Annotated in this window: 21 protein-coding genes and 5 pseudogenes; 15 read left to right on the forward strand and 11 right to left on the reverse strand. The window is 67.3% G+C overall.

Annotated features, from left to right (window positions below):
- The first annotated feature begins 185 nt into the window (after nt 1-185).
- Nucleotides 186-593, forward strand: a complete 408-nt coding sequence (locus tag ACGFU7_RS27525) for a molybdopterin-binding protein (RefSeq protein ID WP_393699126.1) — start codon at nt 186-188, stop codon at nt 591-593.
- 16 nt (nt 594-609) lie between these two features.
- On the opposite strand, the gene ACGFU7_RS27530 is transcribed toward ACGFU7_RS27525, so the two are convergent.
- Nucleotides 610-2,130: a PucR family transcriptional regulator gene (locus ACGFU7_RS27530; RefSeq protein WP_393699128.1), complete on the reverse strand. Its 1,521-nt coding sequence runs from the start codon at nt 2,128-2,130 to the stop codon at nt 610-612.
- 242 nt (nt 2,131-2,372) lie between these two features.
- Between ACGFU7_RS27530 and ACGFU7_RS27535 the strand changes: the two genes are divergently transcribed.
- The 3 genes from ACGFU7_RS27535 (at nt 2,373) to ACGFU7_RS27545 (ending at nt 6,589) form a co-directional block, all read left to right on the forward strand.
- Nucleotides 2,373-3,197: an FAD binding domain-containing protein gene (locus tag ACGFU7_RS27535; protein WP_393699130.1), complete on the forward strand. Its 825-nt coding sequence runs from the start codon at nt 2,373-2,375 to the stop codon at nt 3,195-3,197.
- A complete protein-coding gene (locus ACGFU7_RS27540; protein WP_393699132.1) occupies nt 3,194-5,935 on the forward strand; it encodes a molybdopterin-dependent oxidoreductase in 2,742 nt (913 codons plus the stop codon). The genes ACGFU7_RS27535 and ACGFU7_RS27540 overlap by 4 nt, the downstream gene beginning before the upstream one ends.
- Nucleotides 5,936-6,106: 171 nt before the next feature.
- The gene (locus ACGFU7_RS27545) at nt 6,107-6,589 is read left to right on the forward strand and encodes a molybdopterin-dependent oxidoreductase (RefSeq protein ID WP_393699134.1); all 483 of its coding nucleotides are present in this window, start codon (nt 6,107-6,109) and stop codon (nt 6,587-6,589) included.
- A gap of 21 nt (nt 6,590-6,610) precedes the next feature.
- Here ACGFU7_RS27545 and ACGFU7_RS27550 read toward each other — a convergent pair whose 3' ends face one another.
- Nucleotides 6,611-7,030 carry a molybdopterin-binding protein gene (locus ACGFU7_RS27550; protein WP_393699135.1) on the reverse strand — a complete coding sequence of 140 codons (420 nt, stop codon included), beginning with the start codon at nt 7,028-7,030 and terminating at the stop codon, nt 6,611-6,613.
- A 272-nt stretch (nt 7,031-7,302) separates the two neighbouring features.
- Here ACGFU7_RS27550 and ACGFU7_RS27555 point away from each other — a divergent pair, with 272 nt between their 5' ends.
- The 4 genes and pseudogenes from ACGFU7_RS27555 to ACGFU7_RS27570 all read left to right on the forward strand — a co-directional run.
- The gene (locus tag ACGFU7_RS27555; protein ID WP_393699137.1) at nt 7,303-7,698 is read left to right on the forward strand and encodes a molybdopterin-binding protein; all 396 of its coding nucleotides are present in this window, start codon (nt 7,303-7,305) and stop codon (nt 7,696-7,698) included.
- A 100-nt stretch (nt 7,699-7,798) separates the two neighbouring features.
- Complete coding sequence (gene modA, locus ACGFU7_RS27560; protein WP_393699139.1) at nt 7,799-8,605, forward strand: molybdate ABC transporter substrate-binding protein; 807 nt, start codon at nt 7,799-7,801, stop codon at nt 8,603-8,605.
- Between the two features lie 247 nt (nt 8,606-8,852).
- On the forward strand, nt 8,853-10,802 hold the full coding sequence (locus ACGFU7_RS27565) for an ABC transporter permease (protein WP_393699141.1): 1,950 nt from the start codon (nt 8,853-8,855) through the stop codon (nt 10,800-10,802).
- Between the two features lie 69 nt (nt 10,803-10,871).
- A pseudogene (locus ACGFU7_RS27570) lies at nt 10,872-10,982 on the forward strand (LysR family transcriptional regulator); the annotation flags it as partial.
- 99 nt (nt 10,983-11,081) lie between these two features.
- Here the strand turns inward: ACGFU7_RS27570 and ACGFU7_RS27575 are convergent.
- The 3 genes and pseudogenes from ACGFU7_RS27575 to ACGFU7_RS27585 form a co-directional block, all read right to left on the reverse strand.
- Entirely contained in the window at nt 11,082-11,213 is a 132-nt protein-coding gene (locus ACGFU7_RS27575) for a hypothetical protein (protein ID WP_393699169.1), read from the reverse strand.
- Nucleotides 11,210-11,934: pseudogene (locus tag ACGFU7_RS27580) on the reverse strand (dienelactone hydrolase family protein). Before ACGFU7_RS27580 ends, ACGFU7_RS27575 begins: the two are co-directional and overlap by 4 nt.
- A 173-nt stretch (nt 11,935-12,107) precedes the next feature.
- A complete protein-coding gene (locus ACGFU7_RS27585; protein WP_393699143.1) occupies nt 12,108-12,542 on the reverse strand; it encodes a DUF4158 domain-containing protein in 435 nt (144 codons plus the stop codon).
- Between ACGFU7_RS27585 and ACGFU7_RS27590 the strand changes: the two genes are divergently transcribed.
- From ACGFU7_RS27590 to ACGFU7_RS27605, 4 genes are all read left to right on the forward strand, one after another.
- The gene (locus ACGFU7_RS27590) at nt 12,511-13,116 is read left to right on the forward strand and encodes a hypothetical protein (protein ID WP_393699145.1); all 606 of its coding nucleotides are present in this window, start codon (nt 12,511-12,513) and stop codon (nt 13,114-13,116) included. The genes ACGFU7_RS27585 and ACGFU7_RS27590 overlap by 32 nt on opposite strands.
- Before the next feature lie 927 nt (nt 13,117-14,043).
- Nucleotides 14,044-14,643, forward strand: coding sequence for an ATP-dependent Clp protease proteolytic subunit (locus tag ACGFU7_RS27595; RefSeq protein ID WP_393699167.1), 600 nt, complete (start codon nt 14,044-14,046; stop codon nt 14,641-14,643).
- 64 nt (nt 14,644-14,707) lie between these two features.
- A complete protein-coding gene (locus ACGFU7_RS27600) occupies nt 14,708-15,364 on the forward strand; it encodes an ATP-dependent Clp protease proteolytic subunit (RefSeq protein WP_393699146.1) in 657 nt (218 codons plus the stop codon).
- 284 nt (nt 15,365-15,648) lie between these two features.
- The gene (locus ACGFU7_RS27605) at nt 15,649-15,828 is read left to right on the forward strand and encodes a hypothetical protein (RefSeq protein WP_393699171.1); all 180 of its coding nucleotides are present in this window, start codon (nt 15,649-15,651) and stop codon (nt 15,826-15,828) included.
- A gap of 154 nt (nt 15,829-15,982) precedes the next feature.
- Here the strand turns inward: ACGFU7_RS27605 and ACGFU7_RS27610 are convergent.
- A pseudogene (locus ACGFU7_RS27610) lies at nt 15,983-16,318 on the reverse strand (transposase); the annotation flags it as partial.
- A gap of 908 nt (nt 16,319-17,226) precedes the next feature.
- On the opposite strand from ACGFU7_RS27610, the gene ACGFU7_RS27615 reads away from it, so the two are divergent.
- Nucleotides 17,227-17,490, forward strand: coding sequence for a hypothetical protein (locus tag ACGFU7_RS27615; protein ID WP_393699148.1), 264 nt, complete (start codon nt 17,227-17,229; stop codon nt 17,488-17,490).
- A gap of 276 nt (nt 17,491-17,766) precedes the next feature.
- On the opposite strand, the gene ACGFU7_RS27620 is transcribed toward ACGFU7_RS27615, so the two are convergent.
- Nucleotides 17,767-18,162: an Imm7 family immunity protein gene (locus ACGFU7_RS27620; RefSeq protein ID WP_393699149.1), complete on the reverse strand. Its 396-nt coding sequence runs from the start codon at nt 18,160-18,162 to the stop codon at nt 17,767-17,769.
- Between the two features lie 317 nt (nt 18,163-18,479).
- Between ACGFU7_RS27620 and ACGFU7_RS27625 the strand changes: the two genes are divergently transcribed.
- A complete protein-coding gene (locus tag ACGFU7_RS27625) occupies nt 18,480-18,734 on the forward strand; it encodes a CopG family transcriptional regulator (protein ID WP_393699151.1) in 255 nt (84 codons plus the stop codon).
- Complete coding sequence (locus ACGFU7_RS27630) at nt 18,731-19,147, forward strand: type II toxin-antitoxin system VapC family toxin (protein WP_393699153.1); 417 nt, start codon at nt 18,731-18,733, stop codon at nt 19,145-19,147. Before ACGFU7_RS27625 ends, ACGFU7_RS27630 begins: the two co-directional genes overlap by 4 nt.
- 361 nt (nt 19,148-19,508) lie before the next feature.
- Here ACGFU7_RS27630 and ACGFU7_RS27635 read toward each other — a convergent pair whose 3' ends face one another.
- The 4 genes and pseudogenes from ACGFU7_RS27635 to ACGFU7_RS27650 form a co-directional block, all read right to left on the reverse strand.
- On the reverse strand, nt 19,509-19,844 hold the full coding sequence (locus ACGFU7_RS27635; RefSeq protein WP_393699155.1) for a RidA family protein: 336 nt from the start codon (nt 19,842-19,844) through the stop codon (nt 19,509-19,511).
- A gap of 83 nt (nt 19,845-19,927) precedes the next feature.
- Nucleotides 19,928-22,764: pseudogene (locus ACGFU7_RS27640) on the reverse strand (RHS repeat-associated core domain-containing protein); the annotation flags it as partial.
- 452 nt (nt 22,765-23,216) lie between these two features.
- Entirely contained in the window at nt 23,217-23,567 is a 351-nt protein-coding gene (locus tag ACGFU7_RS27645; RefSeq protein ID WP_393699157.1) for a hypothetical protein, read from the reverse strand.
- A 63-nt stretch (nt 23,568-23,630) separates the two neighbouring features.
- A pseudogene (locus ACGFU7_RS27650) lies at nt 23,631-25,261 on the reverse strand (RHS repeat-associated core domain-containing protein); the annotation flags it as partial.
- Between the last annotated feature and the right edge of the window lie 179 nt (nt 25,262-25,440).

The raw sequence follows: 25,440 nt of genomic DNA on the forward strand, positions 1-25,440 counted from the left end.
GCCGTACTCCTTGTCGATGACGAGGGCGCTCGTGGGGCCGGACTGCGGATCGGCTCGGGCCTGGGGTGCCGGTTCGGCTATCGGGAGGTGAAGGAGTAGGCCCTGTGGGAGGGAGGTACCTGGTGTTGGTCTTCGGGTCAAAGGCGGTGCGGTGGTGCCCCTTGTCGTTGGCCTAGAGTGCCGGGGTGCCTTCGTACAGCATTGGCCAGGCCGCGGAGTTGCTGGCTGTGAGTCCGGAAACCGTTCGCCGATGGGCGGACGGCGGTCACCTCGCGATGGATCGGGACGGGTCCGGGAATCGGGTGATCGACGGCGTCAGCCTGGCGGGCTTCGCCACGGAGCGCGCGGCAGGTCTGCATCCGGTGCCCGGTGGGGTTCTGACATCGGTGCGGAATTCCTTCGCCGGCATCGTCACCGCCGTGACGGTCGACGACGTCGTGGCGCAGGTGGAGATCCAGTCGGGTCCGCACCGGCTGGTATCGCTGATCAGTCGCGAGTCCGTAGAGGAACTCGGCCTGGAGGTAGGGGTCCTGGCGACGGCACGGGTCAAGTCGACGAACGTGCACATCGACCGCCCAGGAAGCCGGAGCTGAGCCGCGCCTGACGCGGTCAGCGGCAGAGCAGAGCCGCTTGCAGGTCAAGTTTGTGGTCGAGGCGCGAAAGGTCGCGGCCGGTAAGCGTCTCGATGCGCCGCACCCGGTAGTGGACGGTGTTGACATGCAGGTGAAGGGCTTCGGCGGTGCGCGCCCAGGAGCCGTTGTGCGCGAGAAAGACTTCAAGGGTTTCCAGGAGCATTCGCTGCGAGGGGCCGTCCCCTTCGATCAGTGGACCCAGGGCGCGGGTGCTGTAGACCTCGCGTACGGCTTGAGGGATTCCGGCGAGGAGGGCGTGCAGAGTGGTGAGGTCGTCCACGGAGGCCAGCTGGGTTGCCACAGGTGCGGTCGCACGGGCCGTGGCCTGTGCGTAGCGGGCTTGCGCGAGACTGCTACGAAGGCCCCCGGGCTCTGCGACGACCGCCCCCGTGCCGCCGTGGAGTGCCGCGGTGGGGTGGCAGGACCGCAGTACGGGCCAAACGGCCTGGAGTCGGTCTCCTTGAATGCCGGGTTCGCCCTGGATGACCGCCACGGCTTCGCCTCCCTCAAGTCCGCCTACGGCGAAGGGGCGGTCAGGGTTGTGGCGCAGCGCCTCGGTCAGGGCGTCTGCCGCTGTGCGGGCGTCGTCGTCGTGGGCCAGCCGAGCCGTGATGACCTGGTACGGGCCGTGGGCAGGCAGGCCGCAGTCATGGAGTGCGGGGCCCAGTGACGTTCCGCCCGTGCCCGGGGCAGCAATCAGCGAGATGAGGGTGTGGGCCTTGTTGCGTGCTGCGCTCTCGCTGCGGATGCTGCGGTACTGGTGCTGGGCGAGCACGTCGGCTATCTCGTGGAGGACACGCGGCGGGGCGTCGGCGGGGCCGGGCATGTGGAGGTGCCAGACGTCGTAGGGGGAGCCGTCCGATTCGACGCGCAACGTGATTCCGGTGGAGCCCCGCAGGCGTCTCTCGCCCTGTTCCGCGGTCAGGGGCGGAGTGGACGAGGTGCGTGCGACGGTTCGGCCGGTCGCGCTGAGGACGTAGGTGGCCGGGGTTCCCAGGTGGGCGAAAGCGCGGTCGAGAAGGCTGTCCAGGTCTGCGCCGCCCGCCAGCAGGTGACTGAGTTCGTTGCGTACGTTCTCGGGCAGCGCATGGTGGTGGGCGGGGCGGCGGCTGAGGTCACCCCACTGCCTGAGATAGACCGCCTCGGTGATGGCCCGGAAGCTGGTGTGCGCGGGTACGGCGATGAGCGCGATATCGCGTGCGCGACAGGAGTCGACGAGGACGTCGGGGACGGTGCCGTGCGTTTCCTCGCCGGCGAGCAGGGCTGCGGCCCCGGTCGACTGGAGCGCGGCGACGAACCGGTCCACTTTCTCGGGGTGGTCGGTGGGGTTCCACCAGACCAGGCCGCTGAGGACGACCTCGCCTCGCTGGAGGAAGCGGGTGGGGTCCTCCAGGTCGGTGGCGGTGACCCCGCTGATCTCCCGGGCCAGAAGCCGGCCGTCGCCCCACACCAGGGTGAGGTCGAGGGCTTCGAGCTGGAGGAGGTTTTCGACGTGCATGGTCTTGCTCCTTGCGCGGCTGACGGCCTTGAACCCGCCATCTCACATTCACGAGGCGAATACGAGTTGAGTCATCGTAAATGCCAGGTGATGTAAGCGGTATGTCTCTTGGTTGATCCTCTAGCATGCGAGGTAGGGACTCGTGCTTTTTCGTGTGGTGCACCAGTCGTGCGCAAAGCCGCCCCGTTGCTTCACTGAGCTCGTCGGTGGCCGAAAACGCAGCGGCCGGAGCGGAGTGCGACATGGATCTCAATACCGTGCGGGAAGTACGTGATGCCCGCATCCGTGCACCCTGGCAGCCCGGCGACGCCTGGCTCGCGGGCGGCACCTACCTGTTCTCCGAGCCCCAGCCACACCTGCGTCGGCTGGTGGATCTCAGCAGGATGGGCTGGGGGCCGGTCCAGCAGACTTCCGACGGTTCCGTGGAGATCGCCGCGACCTGCACCATCGCAGAGCTGTCCCGCTACGGACGGCAGAGCGGGGCACAGGCGGCGCCGCTGTTCGAGCAGTGCTGCCGGGCGTTCCTGGCCTCGTTCAAGATCTGGAACATGGCCACGGTCGGCGGGAACCTCTGCAACGGCCTGCCGGCCGGACCGATGATCTCCCTGACAGCCGCCCTCGACGGCGAGTGCCTGCTCCAGGCACAGGACGGCTCGCTCCGTCGTGTACGGGTGGCCGACTTCGTCATCGGTGCCGGCCTCAAGGACCTGGACGAGGGTGAGTTGCTGCGCTCCATCACGCTGCCCGCCCGGTCCATGGCCTCGCGCACCGCCTTCCGTCAGGCTTCCCTCTACGGGCTGGGCCGCTCCGGCGTACTGGTCATCGGGGTGCTCGACCCGCAGGACGGCTCGCTGGCCGTGACGGTGACCGCGGCCACGGTCCGCCCCTTCCGCCTCTGGTTCCCGCTGCCGCCGGATACGCAGGGGCTGAGGGGTGCACTCGACGGGACAATCGGCACCGCCGACTGGTTCGACGACATCCATGGACTGCCCGCCTGGCGGCGCCACATGGCCTTCCGCCTGGCCGAAGAGATCCGCCGCGAGCTGACCACGGATGGTGCCCGATGAGTTACGAGATCCACGTCAACGAGCAGCCATTCGACGCCGAACCTCGGCCGGGGCAGTGTCTGCGGACCTATCTGCGCGAGCGCGGCTGGTTCGGCGTGAAGAAGGGATGCGACGCAGGTGACTGCGGGGCCTGCACGGTTCATGTGGACGGGAAGCCAGTGCATAGCTGCCTCTACCCCGCCGTCCGCGCCGGGGGCCGGTCGGTGACCACCGTCGAAGGTCTGGCCACCGATGGCGAACTCCACCCGGTGCAGCAGAAGTTCCTTGACGCCCAGGGATTCCAGTGCGGTTTCTGCACCGCCGGATATCTGATGACCACTGCGGCGCTCGACGACGAGCAGCTCGGTGACCTGCCGCGCGCTTTCAAGGGAAATCTCTGCCGCTGCACCGGATACCGCGCCATCGAAGACGCCGTACGCGGTGTGAAGCACGTCGAGGCTCCGTGCGCGGGTGCCACGGTGGGTCGGAACCTTCCCGCGCCGGCGGGCCCGGAGGTGGTCACCGGAGCGGCTCGATACACCTTCGACATCGACGTTCCCGGTCTGCTGCACATGAAGCTGCTGCGCTCCCCGCACCCGCACGCCCGCATCACCGCCATCGACACGGCCGCCGCGCTGCGGGTGCCGGGTGTGCACCTGGTCCTCACGCACCGCGACGCACCGGAGCGTCACTACTCGAGCGCCCGGCACGAGCACCCCACCGAGGACCCCGATGACACCCGGCTCCTCGACGGCACTGTGCGCTATGTCGGCCAGCGGGTGGCCGCGGTCGTCGCCGACAGCGAGGCCGCAGCCGAAGAAGGCTGCCGACGTGTGGAGGTGACGTACGAGGTGCTGCCCGCGGTCCTCGACCCGGAGGAGGCGATGCTTCCCGGTGCACCGGTCGTGCACGCCAAGGACGCACGTACGGCGCGGATCTCCCGGCCGCAGAACAACGTCGTGGGCGAGGTCCACGGAGAGATCGGGTCCGTGGAAGTGGGCTTCGCCGAGGCTGACGTGGTGTACGAGGAGACATTCCGTACCCAGCGGGTCCAGCACGCAAGCCTGGAGACGCACGGCGCCGTCGCCTGGTTCGAGCAGACGGAGGAGGGGGCCGAGCGCATCGTCGTGCGCTCCAGCACACAGACTCCGTTCCTCACCCGGCGGGCCCTGTGCGCGCTGTTCGACCTGCCCATGGAGAAGGTCCGCGTCCTGGCCGGGCGCGTGGGCGGTGGTTTCGGCGGGAAACAGGAAATGATCGTCGAGGACATCGTGGTCCTTGCCGCGATGCGCCTGAACCGTCCGGTAAAACTCGAGTACACGCGGGCCGAGCAGTTCTACGGGGCCACCACTCGGCACCCGTTCACCGTCCGCGTGAAGGCCGGTGCCCGAAAGGACGGCGCCCTGACCGCGATCGAGCTACGGGTGGTGTCCAACACAGGGGCGTACGGCAATCACGGTCCGGCGGTGATGTTCCACAGTGTCGGTGAGTCGATGGCTGTCTACCGCGCTCCGCACAAGAAGGCCGACGGGTACTCCGTCTACACCCACGCAGTGCCGGCGGGGGCTTTCCGCGGATACGGGCTCGGGCAGGTCGTCTTCGCCATGGAGTCGGTGATGGACGAACTGGCCCGCCTGCTCGGCATGGATCCTCTGGTACTCCGGGAGCGGAACATCATCGGTCCCGGTGAAGCCATGATCAGCCCGGGTGGTGAGGAGGAGGACCTGCACATTGCCAGCTACGGACTCGACCAGTGCCTGGCCATCGTACGCAGCGCGCGGAGAAAGCCCGCGGAAGTGGCGCCCCAGGGCTGGCTCGTGGGTGAAGGGGCAGCGCTGTCCATGATCGCGACCGGGCCGCCCGGCGGGCACATCGCCGATGCCCGGATCGGTCTACTGGCGGACGGCACCTACGATCTGGCCGTGGGGACGGCGGAGTTCGGCAACGGCACCACCACGGTCCACAGGCAGATTGCGGCCGGAGAGCTGGGGACCACCGTCGACCGGATCACCGTGCGCCAGTCCGACACCGACGTGGTGAAGCACGACACCGGGGCTTTCGGATCGACGGGAACTGTGGTGGCGGGCAAGGCAACCCTCCGCGCATCCCAAGCCCTCACCGAGAAGATCCTGGGCTTCGCGGCCGGGCACCTCGGGGCAAGCCGCGAGGAGTGCCACCTCATGAAGGATGCGGTCGAGCACCGGCACCAGCGCGTCCTGCTGAAGGAGCTGTACGCGGCGGCGCAAGCAGCCGGTCAGGAACTCGCGGCGGACGGGCATTTCGGGGGTACGCCGCGTTCCGTCGCCTTCAACGCGCAGTGGTTCCGGCTGGCCGTCGACCCGGGGACCGGTGAGATCAGGGTTCTGCGCAGTGTGCATGCGGCGGATGCGGGCAAGGTCATGAACCCGATGCAGTGCCGTGGCCAGGTCGAGGGCGGCATCGCGCAGGCCCTGGGTGCCACGCTCTTCGAGAACGTCCGTCTGAACGATCGCGGCGAAGTCACCACTACCGCGTTCCGCCAGTACCGGCTGCCCCAGTACGCCGACATCCCTCGCACCGAGGTGCACTTCATGGAGACCTCCGACGCGATCGGGCCGCTCGGGGCGAAGTCGATGAGCGAGAGCCCCTTCAACCCGGTCGCGCCGGCGTTCGCGAACGCCCTGCGGGACGCCACCGGAATCCGGTTCACCGAACTCCCCCTGACCCGCGACCGTGTCTGGCTCGCCCTGGACCAGCACGCGGAGAACCGAGCCGGCTGATCTGCCGGCCGTTGACGGGCGTTGGCCGCCGAATGCGACAGAAAACCCTTGCGGGAGTTCACATACGCCAGGCCAGGAACGGATATTGCCTCGCAGCCACGATTTCGCGGGGTGGCTGCTGGGCATACCTTCTGACAGCCGCCCCGCGGGCCGTTCGACTGGGGGATCACCATGAGCCGACTCCGTGCGCAACCCCGCACGTCTCCCGCTCAGTTCGCATCGCTGGCCGTGCTCGGGGATGTCGTCCGTCCGGCCACGCTGACGGTGGGTGACCTGCGGACCGGATGGGAGCAGCACCGGGCCGAGGTGGTCTTCGACTGCGCCACCAACGGCCCGCAGCGGCACCGGTTCGAAGGGCCGCTGTTGCGTGAGGTGGTCCTGGACTCGCATCCGTTGTTCGACGCCCGTCGGCGCAAGGACCGATCGCGCTTCGTTCTGTCGGTCGCCGGTGGGGACGGGCACCACACGGTGCTGGCCTGGGCGGAGATCGATGCCGATTTCGCAAACGCCCCTGTTCTCCTGGCCACCCGGATGGACGACGAGGATCTGGACGCGTCCGGCAGCCAGCTGGTGGTGCCCGTCGACCGGTGCGGAGCGCGCTACATCAGCGCCATCACCCGCGTATGGGTCGGTGCGTGGCCACAGGCGGCATAGGCGGCGCGGCCGGACCGGAGGTCAGATGGCTGCCAGGGAGATCTCGGTCGACTTGATCAGGGCGACGACGGACATTCCAGGGGCGAGGTCAAGATCGGTCACCGCGTCCTTGGTGATCGCGGCGGTGAGCTCGCCGCCCTCGACGGACACCTTGACGCTCGCCATGGCGCCGCCGGTCGCGACGTCGGTGACCGTGCCAGGGATCTGATTGCGGATGCTCAGCCCCTCGACGGCACCGGTGGCCAGGGACACCTCCGTGGACTTGACCAGCGTGCGGACCGAGGCCCCCTCGACGAGGCCGAGTTCCTTGACGGCTTCGAGCGTGATCGCCGCCGTGATCTCCTGACCACCCGCGAGGCGGACCTTCACGGTGGCCATGACTTCGCCCGGGGTGACGGCGGTGACGGCGCCGGGGATCTGGTTGCGGATGCTCAGGCTCATGAAATGGCGCCTCGAATTCATGCCGAAATGCCAGGTATTTTCTGGTCTGCATTTTCACTCTAGACACCCCCGGCACAGCCGTCCGGCCACCCGTCGCAGACGCGAGGACGATCCCGGACGCCACCCGGTAAAGCAGGGACGACGATTTCGCGACCACACCCCCGACCAGATCACTCCTACCTTTGGACCATCCTCCATGCCGTAGCGCATTTACCATGGAGCTTCGCATTAAACTGTGTAAATACAAGCTCAGTTCCTCTAATGTGTGGCACATGCAGTCCTACACCATCGGACAGGCCGCACGTCTGCTCGGCGTCAGCCCCGACACAGCCCGCCGCTGGGCCGATGCCGGACGGGTCGCGACCCACCGCGAGGAGAGCGGTCGCCGCCTCATCGACGGACGTGACCTGGCAGCGTTCTCCATCGAAGTCGCCCAGGGGGGCGCCGGTGAGGACGACGCGTCCTACACGTCGGCCCGCAACGCCTTTCCGGGCATCGTCACCGCCGTCAAACTCGGCGACGTCGCGGCCCAGGTGGAAATCCAGGCCGGTCCGCACCGGCTCGTCTCGCTCCTGACCCGGGAAGCCGTCGAGGAACTCGGACTGGAGGTCGGCATGCAGGCCACCGCCCGCGTCAAGTCGACCAGCGTGCACATCGACCGCACCTGAACCACTGCTCCACCCAGCGGCGTCGCCCGTCCCCGGCGCGGCTCACCATCACCCGCTCGGGCGGCACAAGCCGACCGCGTCCCCCAGGAGTCCCACCCTCATGTCTCTCACCTTCACCAGACGGCGTACCGCTGCCGCGATCCTCACGGCAGCTCTCCTCGTTCCGCTGGCCGCCTGTGGCAGCGACAACGACAAGAAGGACTCGGGCGCCAAGTCCACCGCCTCGGCCTCGGGGGCGCCGAAGGCCGACCTGACGGTTCTGGCCGCCTCCTCGCTCACCGATGTCTTCAAGACGGCCGGTGCGGCCTACGAGAAGGAGCACCCCGGTACCGAGGTGACGTTCTCCTTCGCCGGCTCGCAGGAGCTTGCCGCCCAGGTCAAGCAGGGTGCACCTGCTGACGCTCTGGTCACTGCGGACACCAGGACGATGGACGGCCTGAAGTCCGACACCGGAGCGCCGACCGTCATCGCGAAGAACCGTCTGGTGATCGCCACGGGCAAGGGCAACCCGGAGAAGGTCGAGAACCTGACGGACCTCGCCGACTCCAAGCTGAAGGTGGTACTCGCCGCACCTGAGGTTCCGGTCGGGCGCTACAGCCAGCAGATCCTGGACGCACAGAAGATCGACGTGAAGCCGGTCTCCCAGGAGCCCAACGTCCGCGCCGTCCTCAGCAAGGTCGAACTCGGCGAGGCCGACGCTGGTCTCGTCTACAAGACGGACGCCGCAACGGCCACCGACAAGGTCGACGCCATCGACATCCCGGATGCCCAGAACGCCGTCGCCTCCTACCCGGCGGCGACGCTGAAGGCCTCGAAGAACAGCGAGGCCGCGACCGCGTTCGTGGCGTGGCTGTCCACCCCCGAGGCCCAGAAGATCCTCGCCGACGCCGGCTTCCAGAAGCCGTAACAGGCCACCGACCCGTGCGGGGGGGCCCCGGCCCCCCCCCCCGCCCCCCCCCCCCCCCCAACCCCCAAACGGGCCGGGGCAGTAAACCCCACCCCCCCCCCCCCCCCGCCCCCCCCCCCCCCAACCCCCCATACTACCCCCCCCCGCGCGCCATCCCAACCCCTAAACCGCCCCCCCCCCGGGGGGGGCGGCCCGGCCCCCCGGCCGGGCCCCCCCCCCACGGCACTTCCAGCATCAGGGACGTTCGATGACACGCCTTCGCCGCCGCGCCGTCGGCCCCCGCGCCCCGATCGCCCTGGCGATCCCCGCACTGCTGGCCATCGCCTTCCTGCTGCTCCCCTTGATCGGGATCCTCGCCCGCACCTCATGGGGCGACCTGGGCGCTCACCTGACCAGCCCCGGGACGACCGAAGCGCTGTCGTTGTCCCTGATCGTGTCCGCCTGGGCGCTGGGCCTTTCCGTCGTCCTCGGTGTGCCACTGGCATGGCTGCTGGCCCGCGTCGACTTCCCCGGCAAGGCGTTCGTCCGCTCCCTGGTGCTCCTGCCGATGGTGCTGCCGCCCACCGTCGGCGGCGTCGCACTCCTCCTGGCCTTCGGCCGACGCGGCCTGCTGGGACCGTGGATGGAGGACACGTTCGGTATCACGCTGCCCTTCCACACCTCCGGCGCCGTCCTCGCCGCGACCTTCGTCGCGATGCCGTTTCTGATCATCACCCTCGAAGGAGCCCTCGGCGGGCTGCGCCCCCGCTACGAGGAAACCGCAGCCTCGCTGGGGGCTTCACCGGTACGGGTGTTCTTCACCGTCACCCTGCCCATGGTCGCCCCCGGACTCGCCGCCGGCGCAGCGCTCACCTGGGCACGAGCACTCGGAGAGTTCGGGGCGACCATCACGTTCGCCGGAAACCTCCCCGGCACCACCCAGACCCTCCCGCTCCAGGTCTACCTGCTGCTCCAGGACAGCCCGGAAGCCGCCACCTCGGTCTCCCTGCTCCTGCTCGTCATCGCCATGGTCGTACTCATCGCACTGCGCGGACGCTGGACAGGCACCCCGAATACCGCCCCGGCACAGCCGCGGACTCCGGCAGACGATTCCGGGCCCGCTCCGCAGAAGGACGCACATGCCGCTCCGGAGGTCTCGTGCGACCCCGCCGGCGCTGAGGGCATCTGGCCGCTCCACGCCACAGTCACGGGATTCAACAACCTCACCCTCGACGCGGCTGCCGGAACGACCATCGCCGTCGTCGGCCCCAACGGTGCCGGCAAGACCACACTGCTGCGCGCACTCCTCGGCCTCACTCCACGCGCCCACGCCGAACTCCGGCTCGGCGACACAGACGTCACCGCGCTCCCCCCGCACCGCAGGGGCGTTGCCTGGGTCCCGCAGGACGGTGCTCTCTTCCCCCACATGAATGCGCTGGCCAACACCGCGTACGGGCTTCGCGCTCACGGTGTGCCGCGCGCCGAAGCCCGTCACAGCGCCCAGCAGTGGCTGGACCGCCTCGGCGTGGGTCATCTCGCGCACCGCAGACCGGCTCAGATATCCGGAGGCCAGGCCCAGCGTGTCGCACTCGCCCGGGCGCTTGCCGCCCGCCCCCGGCTGCTCCTGCTCGACGAACCGCTCGCCGCCCTCGACCAGACCACCCGCGCTCACGTCCGGCACACCCTTCGCCGCCATCTCGACGGCTTCGGCGGCGTATGCCTGATCGTCACTCATGACCCCGTCGAAGCCGTCGCGCTCGCCGACCGGGTCCTCGTCCTCGACGACGGACGGGCCCTGCAGGACGCCCCGCCCACCGAGGTCACCCGCCACCCCCGCTCTCCCTGGGTCGCCCGCATGCTCGGCCGCAACGCCTGGCCCGGCACCGCCACCGAAGAAGGCATCCAACTCACCGGCGGCGGCACCCTCGTCGTCGCGGACCCGCTCCCGCCCGGCACGAACTCCCTCGCGATCATCGCTCCGGAAGCCGTCGCCGTACACCGGGACAAGCCGGCCGGCAGCCCCCGCAACGTCTGGCCCGGCACCGTACGGGAGATCACCACCAGCGGCAGCCGACTACGCGTCCTGATCACCTCGGACCAAGCACCGGACCTCGTCGCCGAGATCACCCCTCAGGCTGTCGCCGAACTGAGCCTCGCCGAAGGCACTCCCGTCTGGACCAGCGTCAAAGCCACAGAAGCAACCGTCGTCGCCCTCTGAGCCGATCCCGTCGAAGACGAACCGGACGGCTGGCCACCAGCGAGCATCCGAAGGGCAGGGGAGCGAAACGTGCTGCTACGTCAGCTGGAGTATCCGGTCGCCCTCGCCCGGGAGAGGCACTTCGCCCGGGCGGCGGCCGCCTGCTTCGTGTCGCAACCGTCGCTGTCGGCCGCGATACGCAACTGCTGCTTTCCCAGGGCAAGGGGGCAACTGCGAACTCGGCATCATCGCCCCCACCCCTGCCACCCTGCTTCCAGATGGCACCGACGAACCCGCCAGTCAGCTGGGCACGGCCACACCGCTCCCCCGCCCCTCCACCAGCAACAGTGCGGTGATGTCCCACAGACCGGAGCCGGTGGCGGTCGACTGGCCTGGTTCGCGGCCCCGAATCGCGGTTGCTGACCAGATCACTCCGTCACGGGCAGGCACTCGGCGAGCAGGTCGACGACGTCGCGCCAGGCTCGCTGCGCGTGCCGTGGGTGGTAGCCGACGCCGGGGACCACGGTCTGGTCGACCGGCGGGTGGTGGAAGGCGTGCAAGGCGCCGCCGTGGACCACGAGGCGCCAGTCGATGCCCGCGGCCAGTATCTCGGCGGTGAACGCGTCCCGTTGCGCGGGCGGCATGATCGGGTCTTCCGACCCGACCCCGGCCCACACCGGGCAGCGAATGCGCGCCGCCTCGCCCGGTCGGCCCGTGGTCAGTGCGTTGGCTGTCCCGATCGCGCGCAGGTTGACGCCGTCGCGCCCGAGTTCCAGCACGATTGCGCCCCCGGTGCCGTAGCCGACGGCGGCGATCCGGTCGCGGTCGGTCCGTGGTTCGGCGCGCAACACGTCGAGCGCCGCGTGGCCGATGCCCCGCATCCGGTCGGGGTCGGCGAGCAGGGGGTCACGCGCGCCAGCATCTCCTCGGGGTCGGTGAACCAGCGCCCGCCGTTGATGTCGAAGGCCAGCGCCACGTACCCCAGTTCAGCCAGGGTGTCGGCCCGGCGGCGCTGGAAGTCGTTCAGCCCCGGCCCCTCGGGCCCGACCAGGACCGCGGGCCGGCGGTCGACACCAGCCGGGAGCGCGAGGTGCCCGATCATCGTCAGGCCGTCGGCCGGGTACGCGACCGTGCGCGTTGTAACCGTCGTCATGAGACTGGACTGTAGTGATCGTCGAGCCCGGTAGGGCCGGTGTACACCGCTGACAGAACAGCATATTTGTGCCTCTGAAATGCGGCGAAGGCTCACAAGCCGTCGCATCCGGCCCGGTCGGGCCGCCACCGTGGCGAACATGCCACTGTTGACCTCGGTGCGGATCGAGGCGGTCATCGCGTCCGGCGTGGTGTAGCCGGGCAACTCGCAGCTCTGCCGCACCACTCGTCCAACGCCACGTCAATAAGGTCCGCCGGGTTGTCCTTGGACTGCACCGCCTTGCGGATCGCCGCCCCGGCCACTGCCCGCACCTTGGCCGGCGTGTACGTCACGCTCATCCGCGTGCGTACGAAGTCCCGGTGCCGCCACAGCGTGCGGTCCGACTCGTGCACCGCCTCCACGGTTTCGGCCGGCTCCAGCCTGCCGCGCACGTAGTCGACCACCACCGCCGGCACGTCGGCCGGCTTCGGAAAGCATCCCAGCCGCTGGTAGCACTTCAGCAGCACCACCCGGGCCAAGAAGTGCTGCTCGGTCGTGGTCCTCGACCGAGCCCACTCGGCCTCGTCCGAGGTGGGCGTGAACGCCTCCGCCAGCTCCCGCGCAGACACCACCCACTTCTGCACCCAGGCCGATGCCGATGCCTGGTACGCGGGCGGCTACACCGCCCGACGCCTCACCCACGCCTTCCTCCGCTGGACGATGCGGTCCAAGCACCTGCCGAAGGCTGACGTCCCACACCGCTCCACAAGCAACCCCGCCCCGATCTCCCAGCACCAGCGGCTTACCTTGCTGCGCCAGCTCGTGAACCACGACGACGTGCCACTCCAAGCCCGCGTCGCCGCAGTGCGCGTCCTTCTCTATGCGCAACCGCTCACCCGGATCACCCGGCTCGCCGTCGACGACGTCCAGCACAAGGACGGCGAAGTCCTCGTCCGGCTCAGCGACCCGCCATCACCCGTCCCAGCCCCGTTCGCCGGGATGCTGCTGGACTACCTGGGCCGGCGACCAAACACCACGACCGCAACCAACCCCCACACCCGATGGCTCTTCCCCGGCCGCCGGCCGGACAGCCCATGGCCCCGGAAACTCTGCAACTCCGCTTCCACCACCTGGGCTTCCCCACCCAGCAAGGACGCACCGCAGCGATCCGTCACCTCGTCCTCCGAGCCCCGGCCCCGGTAGTCGCCCGGATGCTCGACTACAACGACGACACCACCGCCCGCCTCGCCGAAGAGGCCGGAGGAACCTGGCGGCACTACACCCCTGGCGATCACTCACGGCCACCACGAGCACACAACAGCTGAGGAATACGCGATTCATGATTACGCGAGGTCGCCAGTTTCCCGCACCTCTCCCGGGCCTCCAGCATTCCGAGCACCGACGGCACAGCCACCTCCACGAACGAGACGAGCTGGCGAACTGCCCCATCTCTCCCGCCTTCAGGCGGAGTTCATGCCCACCAACCTCGAACCACACGATCATTTTCGAAAAGTGGACCTTCTGATCCTTGCCGGAGCTCACCAAGGCATCGCCCCCGAGGCCGCGGACCACCAACGTTCGAGCACACCGAATATCAATCGATGCCCCTTCGAGTTCCGCGTGTTGGCCGCCGGTCGGCTGGCCGCCGGCCAGTCCGGCGACAGGATGCTGCCATTGGGCCCGGATGGCGGCCTCCGGTCAGCTGCCCCGACAGGGGCCAGTACTTCCAGCTCCCGCCTGTGCTGCCATCCCCGGTGCCAGGATGGCCACTTCGTGCTTGGCTGGATTCAAGCGCCCGTTACTTCCTTATGCACCAATTCTTTGCAGACGCCGTCGGAGTGCAACCACTCCCATGACCGTCACCATGCTGGAATGCCGTCTATTTTCAAGCCACTTGACTGCCACTCGCATCCTCCGCTCTCAGCGAACGGCTCCGCAACTCCCACTGGTGAGGGCCGGAGCGCGTGTTAGCTTCGCTATGTGGGAGGGTGGGAGTGAATGCTCCCGCTTCTCCGACTGGTTGGACACCGGCTGAACGGACGGAGTCCGGGCCCTCCAGGGGGCCGCGCAAGGACAGAGGAGTGAAATCGCATGAGCCCTCGGCAGTTACCTCTCGAAGCACGGCAGACGATGCCTTACGCCCGTGGCAGTGCCGGTGATGCCGCCAGCGTGGATGCGGTCTACAACCGCCTTCTCGACGACCGCATCATTTTCCTCGGCAAGGAAGTCGACGACGACATCGCTAACCGCATTACCGCGCAGATGCTGATGCTCGCCACGGACCCGACCCGTGACATTTACCTGTACATCCACTCACCGGGCGGTTCGGTTACCGCCGGCATGGCGGTCTACGACACCATGCAATACATCAAGAATGACGTCGTGACCATTGCGATGGGGTTCTGTGCCTCCATGGGCCAGTTCCTGCTCACTGCCGGCGCGAAGGGCAAGCGCTTCGCGCTGCCGCACACCAAGATCCTGATGCACCAGCCCTCGGCCGGCTTCGCCGGCTCGGCCTCGGACATCAAGATCTACGTGGACCAGCTGGTCCGCACCAAGCGGGAGATGGCTGAGCTCATCGGGCACCACTCCGGCCAGGACACCGAGACGATCACCCGTGACTCCGACCGGGACCGCTGGTTCACCGCCCAGGAGGCCCAGGAGTACGGCCTGATCGACGAAGTCCTGAGGTCGTCGGCGGATCATCCGAACCTGGGCGCTGCCGCCTAGCGCTCCTTCCCGACGGACCAGCACACCCATCCACCTCGGAGGACCACGCCTAGTGAGCACGTCCATGCCCACCTCAGCATCGCCCCCGTTCGGATCCGGCACCTTGCGTCCGGAGAACCGCTATGTCGTGCCGCGCTTCGTGGAACGCACGTCGCAGGGCACCAGGGAGTACGACCCCTACGCGAAGCTCTTCGAGGAACGCGTGATTTTCCTCGGCAACGAGCTCGACGACGTCGTGGCGAACGACGTCATGGCCCAACTATTGTGCCTCGAGTCCCAGGACCCTGACCGGGACATATCTCTGTACATCAATTCGCCCGGCGGCGACCTCACTGCGCTCACCGCGGTCTACGACACCATGCAGTTCGTGCGGCCCGACATCCAGACGGTCTGCCTGGGGCAGGCCATTTCGGTGGCCGCCGTGATCCTGGCGGCCGGCACGCCCGGCAAGCGCATGGCCCTGCCAGGCGCCCGGGTCCTCCTCCAGCAGCCGCACAGCCCCGGCGCCCAGGGCCAGATATCCGACCTGGAGATCCAGGGCCGTGAGGTGCAGCGCCAGCGGGAGTTGATCGAAGGGTTCCTCGCCAAGCACACCGGGCGGGACGTCTCACAGATCCACGAGGACGTCGAGCGAGACCATCTCCTCACCGCCGAACAGGCCCTGGAGTTCGGGCTTGTCGACCAGGTGGTAGCCCCTCGCTCCGCCGCGCGTGTGCGTTGATGCGGCGATCTGAGGCCGGACCCAGGCGGCGGGGCCCGGGAGCATGCTGACGCTGAGATGAAAACCTTCCGCAGCTGATCGTCAGGCTGCGGGAAGTTCGGCAGTGATCTGGTAGCCGAGTTCCCGGAGCCTGGTGGTCGGGGGAAGTAGTCGACGCCTAGAAGGCTGATGAAAATTTTGGGGTTCGGCCCCGGCCCGGTTGGGCCGGGGCCGGGCTCGTAGGTATGCAGGGGAACGAGGCCAGCGGGCCGTGCGGGCCTGATGTATAGGAAGTCTCTCGGGAGTTGATCCCGGAGGGGAACATATTCGCGCTCCTGGCCGGGCACCGGGAGACGTTGTTCCCGGCGGGGATGTTCGCGGACATGTACCCGTCGGCCGACGGACGCCCGAGTTGTCCGCCGCAGCTGCTGTCCACGGTGATGGTGCCGCAGGTCCTGGGCCAGGGCTTCGGCACAGTCGGCTGACGCCCGGTTGCTGACGCCCGGTTGCTGACGCACGGTGGGGTTGGGCGGGATCCGATACGGAGCAGGCACGGGTGTCCGTGATCATGGAGTTCTCGACGCTCTGTGGCCATGGGAAGCCCGTGTCTGCCGACGCATCATCCCTGACCTGTCGTGCCTTTGACCGGCTCAGCCCGCATCCGGAAGCCGCACGGACGCTGGTGGAGGTCTTCACGCTCTGCGCGTCGATCACGCAGGCCGACGGTTGTGCGCGCTTGCCCTCCTTCTGCCGAAGCAACTCCCGCAGCAGGTCGTCGAGCTGGGCAAACACGCCGCCCTTCTGCCACTTGGCGAAGTAGCCGTAAACGGTCTCCCGGGGCGGGAAGTCGTGCGGCAGGTAGCGCCACTGGACCCCGGTGCGGTTCACGTACAAGATCGCGCCCAGGATCTCGCGCAGGTCGTGCTCGGGCGGACGCCCGAAATCCAGGGCCCTGCCGCGGCGCTCGCAACGCATTGCAGGTCAGCTCCACACCGGCATACCACCAGCAGACAAGAACTTGCCGGGTACCCCAAATGTGAGGCTGCGCAAGACCGCTTGATACCACGAAATTTCCGGCAACCGGCCACGTCCGAGCAGCCAGCAGGCCGCCTGACCAGCGACACAGGATGCCGACGACCCATCAGAACGAGCGTCAAATGAGCATCACGAGCGTCATTCCAGCGTCAAGATATCGCCGGTAACGCCCACACCGCACATAATGCGCATCGACAAAACCGCAGCTCAGGCACCCTTCGCGGCCGGTTCAAGGATGACAACGCACTCCACGTGATACGTCATCGGAAAGACGTCACCGGAAGTGACATTCAGAGAACCTGGAGGTCCGATGCAGTGTGACCGCTCCCGAGACGCGGCCTGCATGTGCCCGGAGCGTCAAACGAGCGTCACGGCCGAGACGGGTCGGCCCTGCTCGACGGGTGTCGACGGCAGTCCCGCACACTGCCGGAAACAAGGGCGTCAGATGTGCAGTATCACCGGTCGGTGCTCACCCCCGGGCGCCGGCCACCGTCGAAGCATGCCCGCACTGCGGGGTTGTCGAGCAGTCGGCACGGGTAGCCGTCGGTGCGTACAGACGTGTCCCCGTGACACAGTGGCTCGCCGCAGGTACGGGACCTGGGCTGCGTCCGGTGGAAAACACCCGCACGAAGATGCCCTCCTCGCCCACCACCCATCGTCGTCCACGACGCCGTCTGCCACAGCGTCGACCTGCAACCTCCGGCCACACTCACGGCGGCTGGCTCTGGCTTGCGAACCTGTTCGCCGAGCCGACCGACATCGACGGTCGCCGGCCTGGAGCATTTCAGCGGTGCCCAGTTGTACGGGAGCCGGAACGCGGGTGCCCGGGCCCACCGGCACGCGTGGGCATGCCTTCCGACACCGCTGTCATACGACTCGCCTCGAAAGAGCTGGAAGACGAGAACGAGAACGAGAGCGAGGGCAGCAACCCCCAGGGGGTCGACAACCTGGCGTCTCTGCTCCGGGAGCTCATCGAACCGGGACCGACGACGCGGCACACCGACACTGCGATCGACCTGCCCGACGCCTACCGCTTGGTTTTCGGCATCGAACGCGCGGCAGCGTCCCCGCCAGCCGACGGCTCCGCGGAGACGTTCCACGGGACGTGGTGAGTCCCTTACGCCACAGGGCGATCTCTTCCCCCACCAGGAGGCGGGCTTGCGGTCTACCAGGGGTGATTACGAGGCTTGCGCAGCCAGAATCCATGCGGTTCTTCACCCGAGGACGGCTTCAGCCACGGGCGAGGGTCGTCTCGTCCCCATAATCACTATTCAGCACCTTGGGGCGACGTTCGGATCCGTCAAGTTCCCACCACACCTGTTTCCGAGGGCGGGCACGCGGTAGGGCATCGCACACCCGATCCCTTCGATGCCGGCACCAATGCGAGTTCAGTCTTCGATGATTGGCCGGACCGGGGAGAGGAAGGGATCCAAGCGCACGCTGATCTCGCCCCTGGCCATCACGCGAACACGGAACGCCCCTTGGCCCGGCGGTACGTCCATATCGGAAGATCGCTCATAAAGGAGCCCCCATGAGCCGGGGAAACGAATCGCGATGTGATGCAGAAGATCGTCCAGGTCCGTGGCTTCGTCGCGGCGCCGGTTCATCAGGCCATTGGCGAGGACGAAAAACTCGCCATTGTGGACTTTCAATTCCACTTCGCCAGTTGCCCAATTGATTTCGGTGATCCTCGCCCTCAGCTCGGCGATACCGGAGTCGAGACTACCGGCGTCCGACTCTTCGGTAGATTCAGCGACCCCGAACCAACCGTGAAATTCATACATTACTTCACTCCAATGGTTTCACGTCGATCACGGGCTCGATTCCGTACCGTCGGCCGCATTCGTTGATCTTCTCGATTACGCCTGGCCCCGTTGGTCCTTCGAAATGAAAATACGGGGTTCGACCGTGCATTACGTACAGAGTGGGCGCTACGGGCGCCCTCGCGGCGCTCCCGCGTCATGTCGGCCCTCGGCCGCCAGTGTGGTCGGCCGGCGCTGGGCACCGCGAGCGCCTCTCGAGCCAGTGAAACTGGGTGCCGAGCTCGAGGGCGCCCACGTGGCACACACCCAGAAGTGGGATGAGAGGTAGGATAGGTAGCATGAGTGAGACTACCGGGAAGTACTCGATCACGATGCCCCGTGACATCGCGGAAGCCGCCCGCGCTCGCGGCGGCCCTTCCGGCCTGTCCGCCTACGTCGCCGCCGCCGTCGCCCGCCAGATCGAACGCGACAACCTCAACGAACTCATCAACGTCGCCGAGGCCGAACATGGCGCCATCACCGATGAGGAGATCCAGGCTCTGCGCGATCAACTCCACCAGGCACAGGCACAGGGCGGGGCGAACGCCGCGTGACCCGCTCCCCCGCCCCAGCGCCGGGCGGCACCCTCGTCCTGGACAGCGAAGGGCTGGCCAAGGCCGTGCTGCGTGACCGCACGGTCACCGCGTGGCTGGCCCTGGCCCGCACCGACGACCTGCGGGTGATCACGTCCGCGGCCACCCTCGTCGAGGTGGTCCACCCCCGGATTAACCGCCCGGCCCTGGAATGGACACTGTCCCGCCTCGTGGTCGAGCCGGTCACCGAGCCGATCGCCCGCCACGCCGGCACACTACTCGCCGATGCCGGACTACACGGGCACAAGTACGCCATCGACGCCATGCTCAGCGCCACCGCCCTCGCCGCACCCGGCCCCATCACAATCCTCACCTCCGACCCGGAGGACATCGCCACACTGTGCGGCACACGCGCCACCGTGATCAAGATCTGAGCAGTGAGCTGCCCCCGCGCTTCGTAGCAGCCGACTTGTATGGCCTGAGGCGTGGTCGAGGAGATCGGCGATTGGTGATGGCTGACCGACGCCGGGACAGCGGCTGCTGTTCCACATTCTGAAGGTGGCTATTCACGTTCGGGTGGTCACTTGTCTTGGTCGCGCGCGTTGTTGATAGCTGCTTGACGTTGCAGCCAGGGCGGATCTGTTGCGGTTGCGGCGGCCACTGTTGCCAGAGCATCCGATTCCCAGGTGCGGGCTCCGCCTACATGTGGCAATTACTCTCCTTCCTTCTCAGCGCGAGGCCGCACTGGGACGCCGGCCGTCGGTTCGTCGAGCAAGAACTCCTCGGGCAGATACATCAGGGCGCGGCCGGCTGCGACGTGGCGGGCTTGGCCACCGGAGAGCTTGTGCACTCTCGCGTCGGCGATGTCGCCGAGGCAGAACTGTCCTCGTAAGCGGCTGCGGCCCCGTGCGCCTGGGCGGCGAGAGCGGTCACTTCTACGCGCATTCCCTCGATGGCGAGTGCGGCGACTGCGACGCAACACCGCGCCGGATAAGGCCGTGGTACGACCTCGGCGTAGACCTCGTCGAAGATGCCGCGGTCCTCGATGTCGGTGAGGTAGATCGTCAGGTGCAGCAGCCGGCTCAGGTCGCTGTTCGCCCGTGCTCGACACCACCCGGGATCGGCTTCCAAGGTTCCTGAACGGCGTCCTTCGGAATGATGCTCAGCGGGTTCGCATCCCCACTGAGGTCCCAGCCTCCACCCTGGATCCGGGGCGGACAGGGACCGAGCCCGAGCGGGTCACTCCACGTGTGTGGGTTGTGGACGTACGTGACCGGGTTGTCGGCTGGGGTCAGGCCCAAGGGGTCCGGGGTGAGGTAGCGGGCCAACTCTGGGTCGTAGTAGCGGAAGAAGTTGTAGTGGAGTTCCGATTCGCGGTCGAAGTACTGGCCCGGGAAACGGAGCGGGGTGTACGCCGTGGCGTCGCGGGTCCAGGTGGTGGTGCCCCAGGGGGTGGTGCGCGTGCGCCAGGCCAAGGCGCCCGATTCGTCGACGAGTTCCGTCGGGGTGCCGATCAGGTCCGTGACGATGGCGAAGAAGCGGTCGTCGGTGGAGCCGTGGCGGCGTTCCGTCTGGGTCAGGGGGCGCAAGCCGGCGTAGTCCCAGGTGAGGGTCGTGTCCTCTGTCGTCTGCTCGCAGAGGGTCGCGCCGTCCCAGGTGAAGTGGACTGTCTCCAAGGGGGATTGTTTGGATATTCGGCGGCCCAGAGGATCGTATGCGTACCGCCAGACCGTGCCGTCCGGCGTCGCCACCGACGCCAGGCGGTCCTCGGAGTCCCACGCGTAGCGCCAGGTTTCCGGCTTTCGCGAGAGGCGGGTCTTCTGGCGCAGGACGGTACGGCCTTGGGCGTCGTGCTCGTAGCGGACGGAGCCCGCGCGCGTGATGCCCGTGCCCGTGTACGTGCGGGGGCCGGTCGACTCGTGTGACGGGTGGGTGGGCGGCCAGGAAGCCTCCGCCTGGTTGCCGGCCTCGTCGTAGGCGTACCGCTCCGTCCACCCGGTCGCGTGTACGGCCGTCACGCGGCCTGCCGCGTCCAGGTCGAAGCGGCGGGTGCCGCAGAGCGCGTCGGCGACGCCGACGAGGTTGCCGTCGGGACGGTAGGCGTACGCGCGGTGCTGGAGACGACGGCCTCCACCCGCGGTGATCTCTTGGGCCGTGAGGCGACCCATCACGTCGAACGAGGAGGTCAGAGACGCGAAGCCACCCACCGTACGGGATGTTTCGCGGCCGAGCGCGTCGTGCGTGAAAGTGAGTGTCCGGCCGGAGGCCGTCAGTGAGGCCCGGCGGCCCGCCGCGTCGTACGACCAGCTGCTCGCCGCCCCACCCGGGGTCGTCCGGCCCGTTCGCCTGCCCAGTGCGTCGTGGGTGAAGGAGAGCGTACGGCCGTTCACCGTATCGGACTTGAGGCGGCCGAAGCGGTCCCGTAGCCGTACCAGCGTCCCGTCCGGGCCGGTGGCCGCCGCCAGCTCGTCGAAGATGTCGTATTCAAACGCCGTGACCGCGCCCGCCGCGTCCTTGCGAACGACCTGGCCGAGTGCGTTGTGCTCGTACGTGACGGTCTGGGCCAGGGTGTTCGTACGGGACGTCAGGCGCCCGGCCGCGTCGTACACGTAGGTCAGCGTCCGGTCGTCGAAGTCAGTCTCTGCGACCAGGCGGTCTGCCGGGTCGTACGTGTACGTCCACGCCAGCGCCTGCGGGTTGGTCACCTCCGTCAGGCAGAGATTCGTATCGTGGGTGAACTCGTACCGCACACGCCGTCCGGGCCCGTGCGGGCCGTCAGCAGGTCGAAGACCGCGTACTCGAAGCGGGTCGCTCCGCCCATGGCGTCCTTGTGGGAAAGGCAGTTGCCTTCGCCGTCGTACGTCCACACCTGTGTGCTGCCGTCGGGCTCGATACGGCGGGCGAGCTTGCCTTCGGCTGTCCACTCCAGCCGCGTAACGGCGCTCAACGGATCGGTGGTGGATACGGGTCGGCCGAATGCGTCGCGCTCGTACCGTGTGACCGCCCCCAGCGGATCGGTGATGCTGAGGGGGAGGTCGGCCCTGTCGGAGGCGACCGTCGAGGTGTGCCCGAGTGGATCCGTGACGGAGGTGAGCGTGCCTGTGTCGTCGTAGGTGAACGCGGTGGTCGCGCCAGATGATTCCGTTACCGACGTGCGGTTGCCGCGCTCGTCGAAGGTCTGGCGCGTGACATTGCCGTCTGTGCCGATGATGCGTATCGGGAGCCCGAGTTCGTTGTACTCGGTTCGCGTCTGCCGTCCGTCCGGGCGCTCCACCACCGTCCTGCGACCGTGCTCGTCATAGGTGGAGCGGATGACGTGGCCCAGCGGGTCCGTGCGTGACAGCAGTCGGTGGTAGCGGTCGTGCTCGAAGCGGGTGACCGCACCCAAGGCGTCAATCTCGGCGACGACCTGGGAGCGGTCGTTGACCGCGTAGCGCTTTGTGTGGCCCAAGCCGTCGGTCATGGACGTCATGTGCAGGCCGGTGTCGGGGTCGGTGTCGTCCCAGGTGAAGCGGGCTTCGAGGTGGCCGTTGGTGCCTGTCTGGTACACGCAGCGGTCGTGCTCGTCGTAGACGTACTCGTACCGGCTGCCGTTGGTGTCCGTCCAGGACGTGATGCGGCCCAGCTCATCGCAGCCGAAGTGCAAGGGCTTGCCTGAGGAGTTGGTGACTTCGGTGAGGTGGCCGTCGGTGTGGCCGTAGCGGAGGATCTCCTGGTCGGTGCCGTCCGGTGCGGCGCCCGCCAGGTGCAGGGCGGTGATCCTGCCCTCGTTCGTGGTGAGTTTCAGGTGGTAGCCGCCGTGGTGCACGATCGACGTCGGAGCACCCGTGTCGTCGTACTCGAAGGTGATCCAGCGGCCGTTGCGGTCGTCGATCTGGGCCAGGAGTGCCAGCTCCCCGCCCGCATGGTCGACGAAGTGCCGGACCCGGCCGGTTTCCGGGTCGGTGACGGTGTAGCCGTCGTCCACCCGGTCCAGGGGCCAGCACCGACCATACGTCGGCATGACGGGAACGCCGGGCGCGGGATGCGGATAGGCCAGCAGACTGCCCTCCATCGAGTTCGGCCACGTCAATGAACTGGCCCGGGAAATCAAGCTGTTCGCGAGCGGGCGGTCAGGCGCACCGCCCCATGCCAGAAAGAACATTCCAACCGGACTGCGTCGCGGCACTGTGACGGGAGGGGCGCCGTTTGACGCATCCCAAGGTGCATCCACAAATGGCCTTGGTGGTCGGAGCCCGACGCCGACCTGGGGTCCGCAGGGCCACGTCAGCTGACACGTGACGCGACGCGGCCAACTCCCCTAAACTGCAAAGATGTTCATCGGGGATGCCCACGTTGAACTCCACGATCCAATCAACGCCGGGTTACTCGGGCAGGATCACAGGACAGCCCCTGGGACTTTTCTGCTGATTCGCAGTGGTCAAGGAACGGCGAGCTTCAGAAGAGAGTGGAGCCGCCCTGACTTGAGTGCGGAGAGGAAACCCTATTTTCTTCACGAGCGACTCACGAGAAGAGTGATGTTTCGGTGATAGATACTTCTGGAAATACCTGCAATCTGAGCTCTCCTGCGGTGTCTCTAGTTTCGAATTCCACGATGAGTTGAGTCCCGCCATCTCCCTCCTGGACGCGGAGTAGAATCGCACCTTCTCTGAACAGATTCAACATGACCTTGCCGGATGGCGCGCACCAGCGTACGGCCACCGACTGTCCGACCGCGTCGTACGAGAATGCCAAGTCTTCGCCTGTGACGTCGACGAGATTTACGGTCCTCTGAGTCTCCCCAGTGATCTCTGGCTCGACTCCCAGCGCGTTGACGACTTCCTGGGGGTCAGGTGTGACGAATTCAGATGGCAAGGAATTTCCTCCTGGATTTCGCGTGTAACTTCCTGCTCGAACTGCAAGCGGTCGACGGGTCCCTCAGCTGCGAAATATTACCGTCGATAGCCTGTACCCGCCGTCTGGCATGATCTGCCAGGTGCTCTCCACGCCGAGCATTCCATGTGGGCCGTATAGGACGGATTTCGTTTTCCCGAAATTCCCCCATTCGTTGGTGAAATGTTCTGAGAATCCATTGCCGGTTGCTTCCTCCAAGTGTTCGGTCAGGAATTGACGAGAGGCCGGAGTGTCATGGAATCCTACACTCTTGAGTTGATTAGCATTTTGTATCGCCCTCGGCGTGTTGTGAGGATCCGGCTTCACATCCCTATTGAACAGGTAATCCAACTTTCTCGGGTTGACTTCAGGGCAGGGGGAAAGCCCAAAAGGATCTGCCCCTGTGTGAGGATTTACGACGTAGGCATCCGAGTTGGGTGACGGTGCGATACCCAGTGGGTCGACAGAGAGGTATCGGGCGGTTTCCGGGTCGTAGTGGCGGTGAAAGTTGTAGTGGAGGCCGGTTTCCGGATCGAAGTACTGGCCGGGGAAGCGAAGCGGTGTGTAGGCGATGCTGGTGGCGGACCAGGTGGTAGTGCCCCACAAGGTGCTGCGGGTATACCAGGCAAGACTGCCCGACTCGTCGATGAGCTCGGTCGGGGTGCCGATGAGGTCGGTGACTACGGCGAAGAATCGCTCGTCGACGGTGTCTTGCAGGGCGCTGGCCGAGAGGATGCGTTCCGTCTGGGTGAGGGGGCGGAGCCCGTCGTGGTCCCAAGTGAGGGCAACCGGGTTGGCCAGAGCTTCGGCGGAGGTTATCTGTTCGCACAGAGTGGTTCCGTCCCAGGTGAATGAGACTTCCTCTGTCACTGCGTCGCCTTGGGCTTGCAGGCGTTGCTTGGCCATGCGGCGGCCGAGAGGGTCGTAGAGATAGCGCCAGTGCGCTCCGTCAGGAGTGGTGACTGAGTGAGTCGATCCTCGGAGTCCCAGGTATAGCGCCAGGTTTCCGGTGCGCGGGAGAGGCGGGTCTTCTGACGGAGGACAATGCGACCCTGGGCGTCGTGCTCGTAGCGGACGCGGCCGGCGCGGGTGAGCCGTGTGCCTGTGTAGGTACGTTCGCCCGTGGTCTCGTGACCGGGGTGACCTACAGGCCACGCTGCCTGTGTCTGGTTGCCCGCTTGGTCATAAGCGTAGGTCTCGGTCCAGTGCGTGCCGTCGACCGCGGTTACCCGGCCGACGGCGTCCAGCTCGAAGTGGCGGGCTCCGGAATCGCTGTCGTGGATTCCGATGAGGTTGCCGTCTGCGCGGTAGGTGTAGGCGCGGTGCTTCAGGCTCTGTCCTTGGGCCCATACCTGCTCGCTGGCGAGACGGCCCGCCGTGTCGAATTCGTGGGTGAGGCTGATCGATTGCCCGATGTGCCGGGCGCTCTCCTGTCCGGCGGCGTTCCGTGTGAACGCAACGGTTCGGCCGGAACTGCTGAGGCTGCTGCATCGCCCGGCGGCATCGTAGTCCAACGTGCTTGTCACGCCGGATGGGGTTGTTCGGGAGATCCGTCGCCCCAACGTGTCATAGCCGTAAGTCAGTGTGCGTCCGTTTACGGTCTCGGACCTGAGCCTCCCGTGCCGGTCGTGCAGGCGGGTGAGGGTCGCGTCAGGGCCGACGGCGCAGGCGAGTTGGTCAAATATGGACCGAAGACGCCCTGGCCGAAATGGATTTCGACACCTTCGGGATCGTGGACGAAACCCTCGGGTAGTTCGTCCCCAGGGGCATTGCGTGATTGGGATTGGTCCGGTTCGCCGGTCTCGTGAGTGACGTGGCGTCATGTCCGTTGTGCGGTAAGGGGCCTGGGAGAGCA

Origin of the sequence: Streptomyces sp. NPDC048473, assembly GCF_043200155.1 — a bacterium.
Classification (GTDB): Bacteria; Actinomycetota; Actinomycetes; order Streptomycetales; family Streptomycetaceae; genus Streptomyces.

What these genes read in the sequence shown, in the direction of transcription:
- ACGFU7_RS27530 (WP_393699128.1), bottom strand. Translation starts at nt 2,130, where the DNA reads ATGCACGTCGAAAACCTCCTCCAGCTCGAAGCCCTCGACCTCACCCTG.
- ACGFU7_RS27535 (WP_393699130.1), top strand. Translation starts at nt 2,373, where the DNA reads ATGGATCTCAATACCGTGCGGGAAGTACGTGATGCCCGCATCCGTGCA.
- ACGFU7_RS27600 (WP_393699146.1), top strand. Translation starts at nt 14,708, where the DNA reads ATGCCCACCTCAGCATCGCCCCCGTTCGGATCCGGCACCTTGCGTCCG.
- ACGFU7_RS27615 (WP_393699148.1), top strand. Translation starts at nt 17,227, where the DNA reads ATGCCTTCCGACACCGCTGTCATACGACTCGCCTCGAAAGAGCTGGAA.
- modA (WP_393699139.1), top strand. Translation starts at nt 7,799, where the DNA reads ATGTCTCTCACCTTCACCAGACGGCGTACCGCTGCCGCGATCCTCACG.
- ACGFU7_RS27545 (WP_393699134.1), top strand. Translation starts at nt 6,107, where the DNA reads ATGAGCCGACTCCGTGCGCAACCCCGCACGTCTCCCGCTCAGTTCGCA.
- ACGFU7_RS27595 (WP_393699167.1), top strand. Translation starts at nt 14,044, where the DNA reads ATGCCTTACGCCCGTGGCAGTGCCGGTGATGCCGCCAGCGTGGATGCG.
- ACGFU7_RS27620 (WP_393699149.1), bottom strand. Translation starts at nt 18,162, where the DNA reads ATGTATGAATTTCACGGTTGGTTCGGGGTCGCTGAATCTACCGAAGAG.
- ACGFU7_RS27565 (WP_393699141.1), top strand. Translation starts at nt 8,853, where the DNA reads ATGACACGCCTTCGCCGCCGCGCCGTCGGCCCCCGCGCCCCGATCGCC.
- ACGFU7_RS27550 (WP_393699135.1), bottom strand. Translation starts at nt 7,030, where the DNA reads ATGAGCCTGAGCATCCGCAACCAGATCCCCGGCGCCGTCACCGCCGTC.
- ACGFU7_RS27625 (WP_393699151.1), top strand. Translation starts at nt 18,480, where the DNA reads ATGAGTGAGACTACCGGGAAGTACTCGATCACGATGCCCCGTGACATC.
- ACGFU7_RS27540 (WP_393699132.1), top strand. Translation starts at nt 3,194, where the DNA reads ATGAGTTACGAGATCCACGTCAACGAGCAGCCATTCGACGCCGAACCT.
- ACGFU7_RS27555 (WP_393699137.1), top strand. Translation starts at nt 7,303, where the DNA reads ATGCAGTCCTACACCATCGGACAGGCCGCACGTCTGCTCGGCGTCAGC.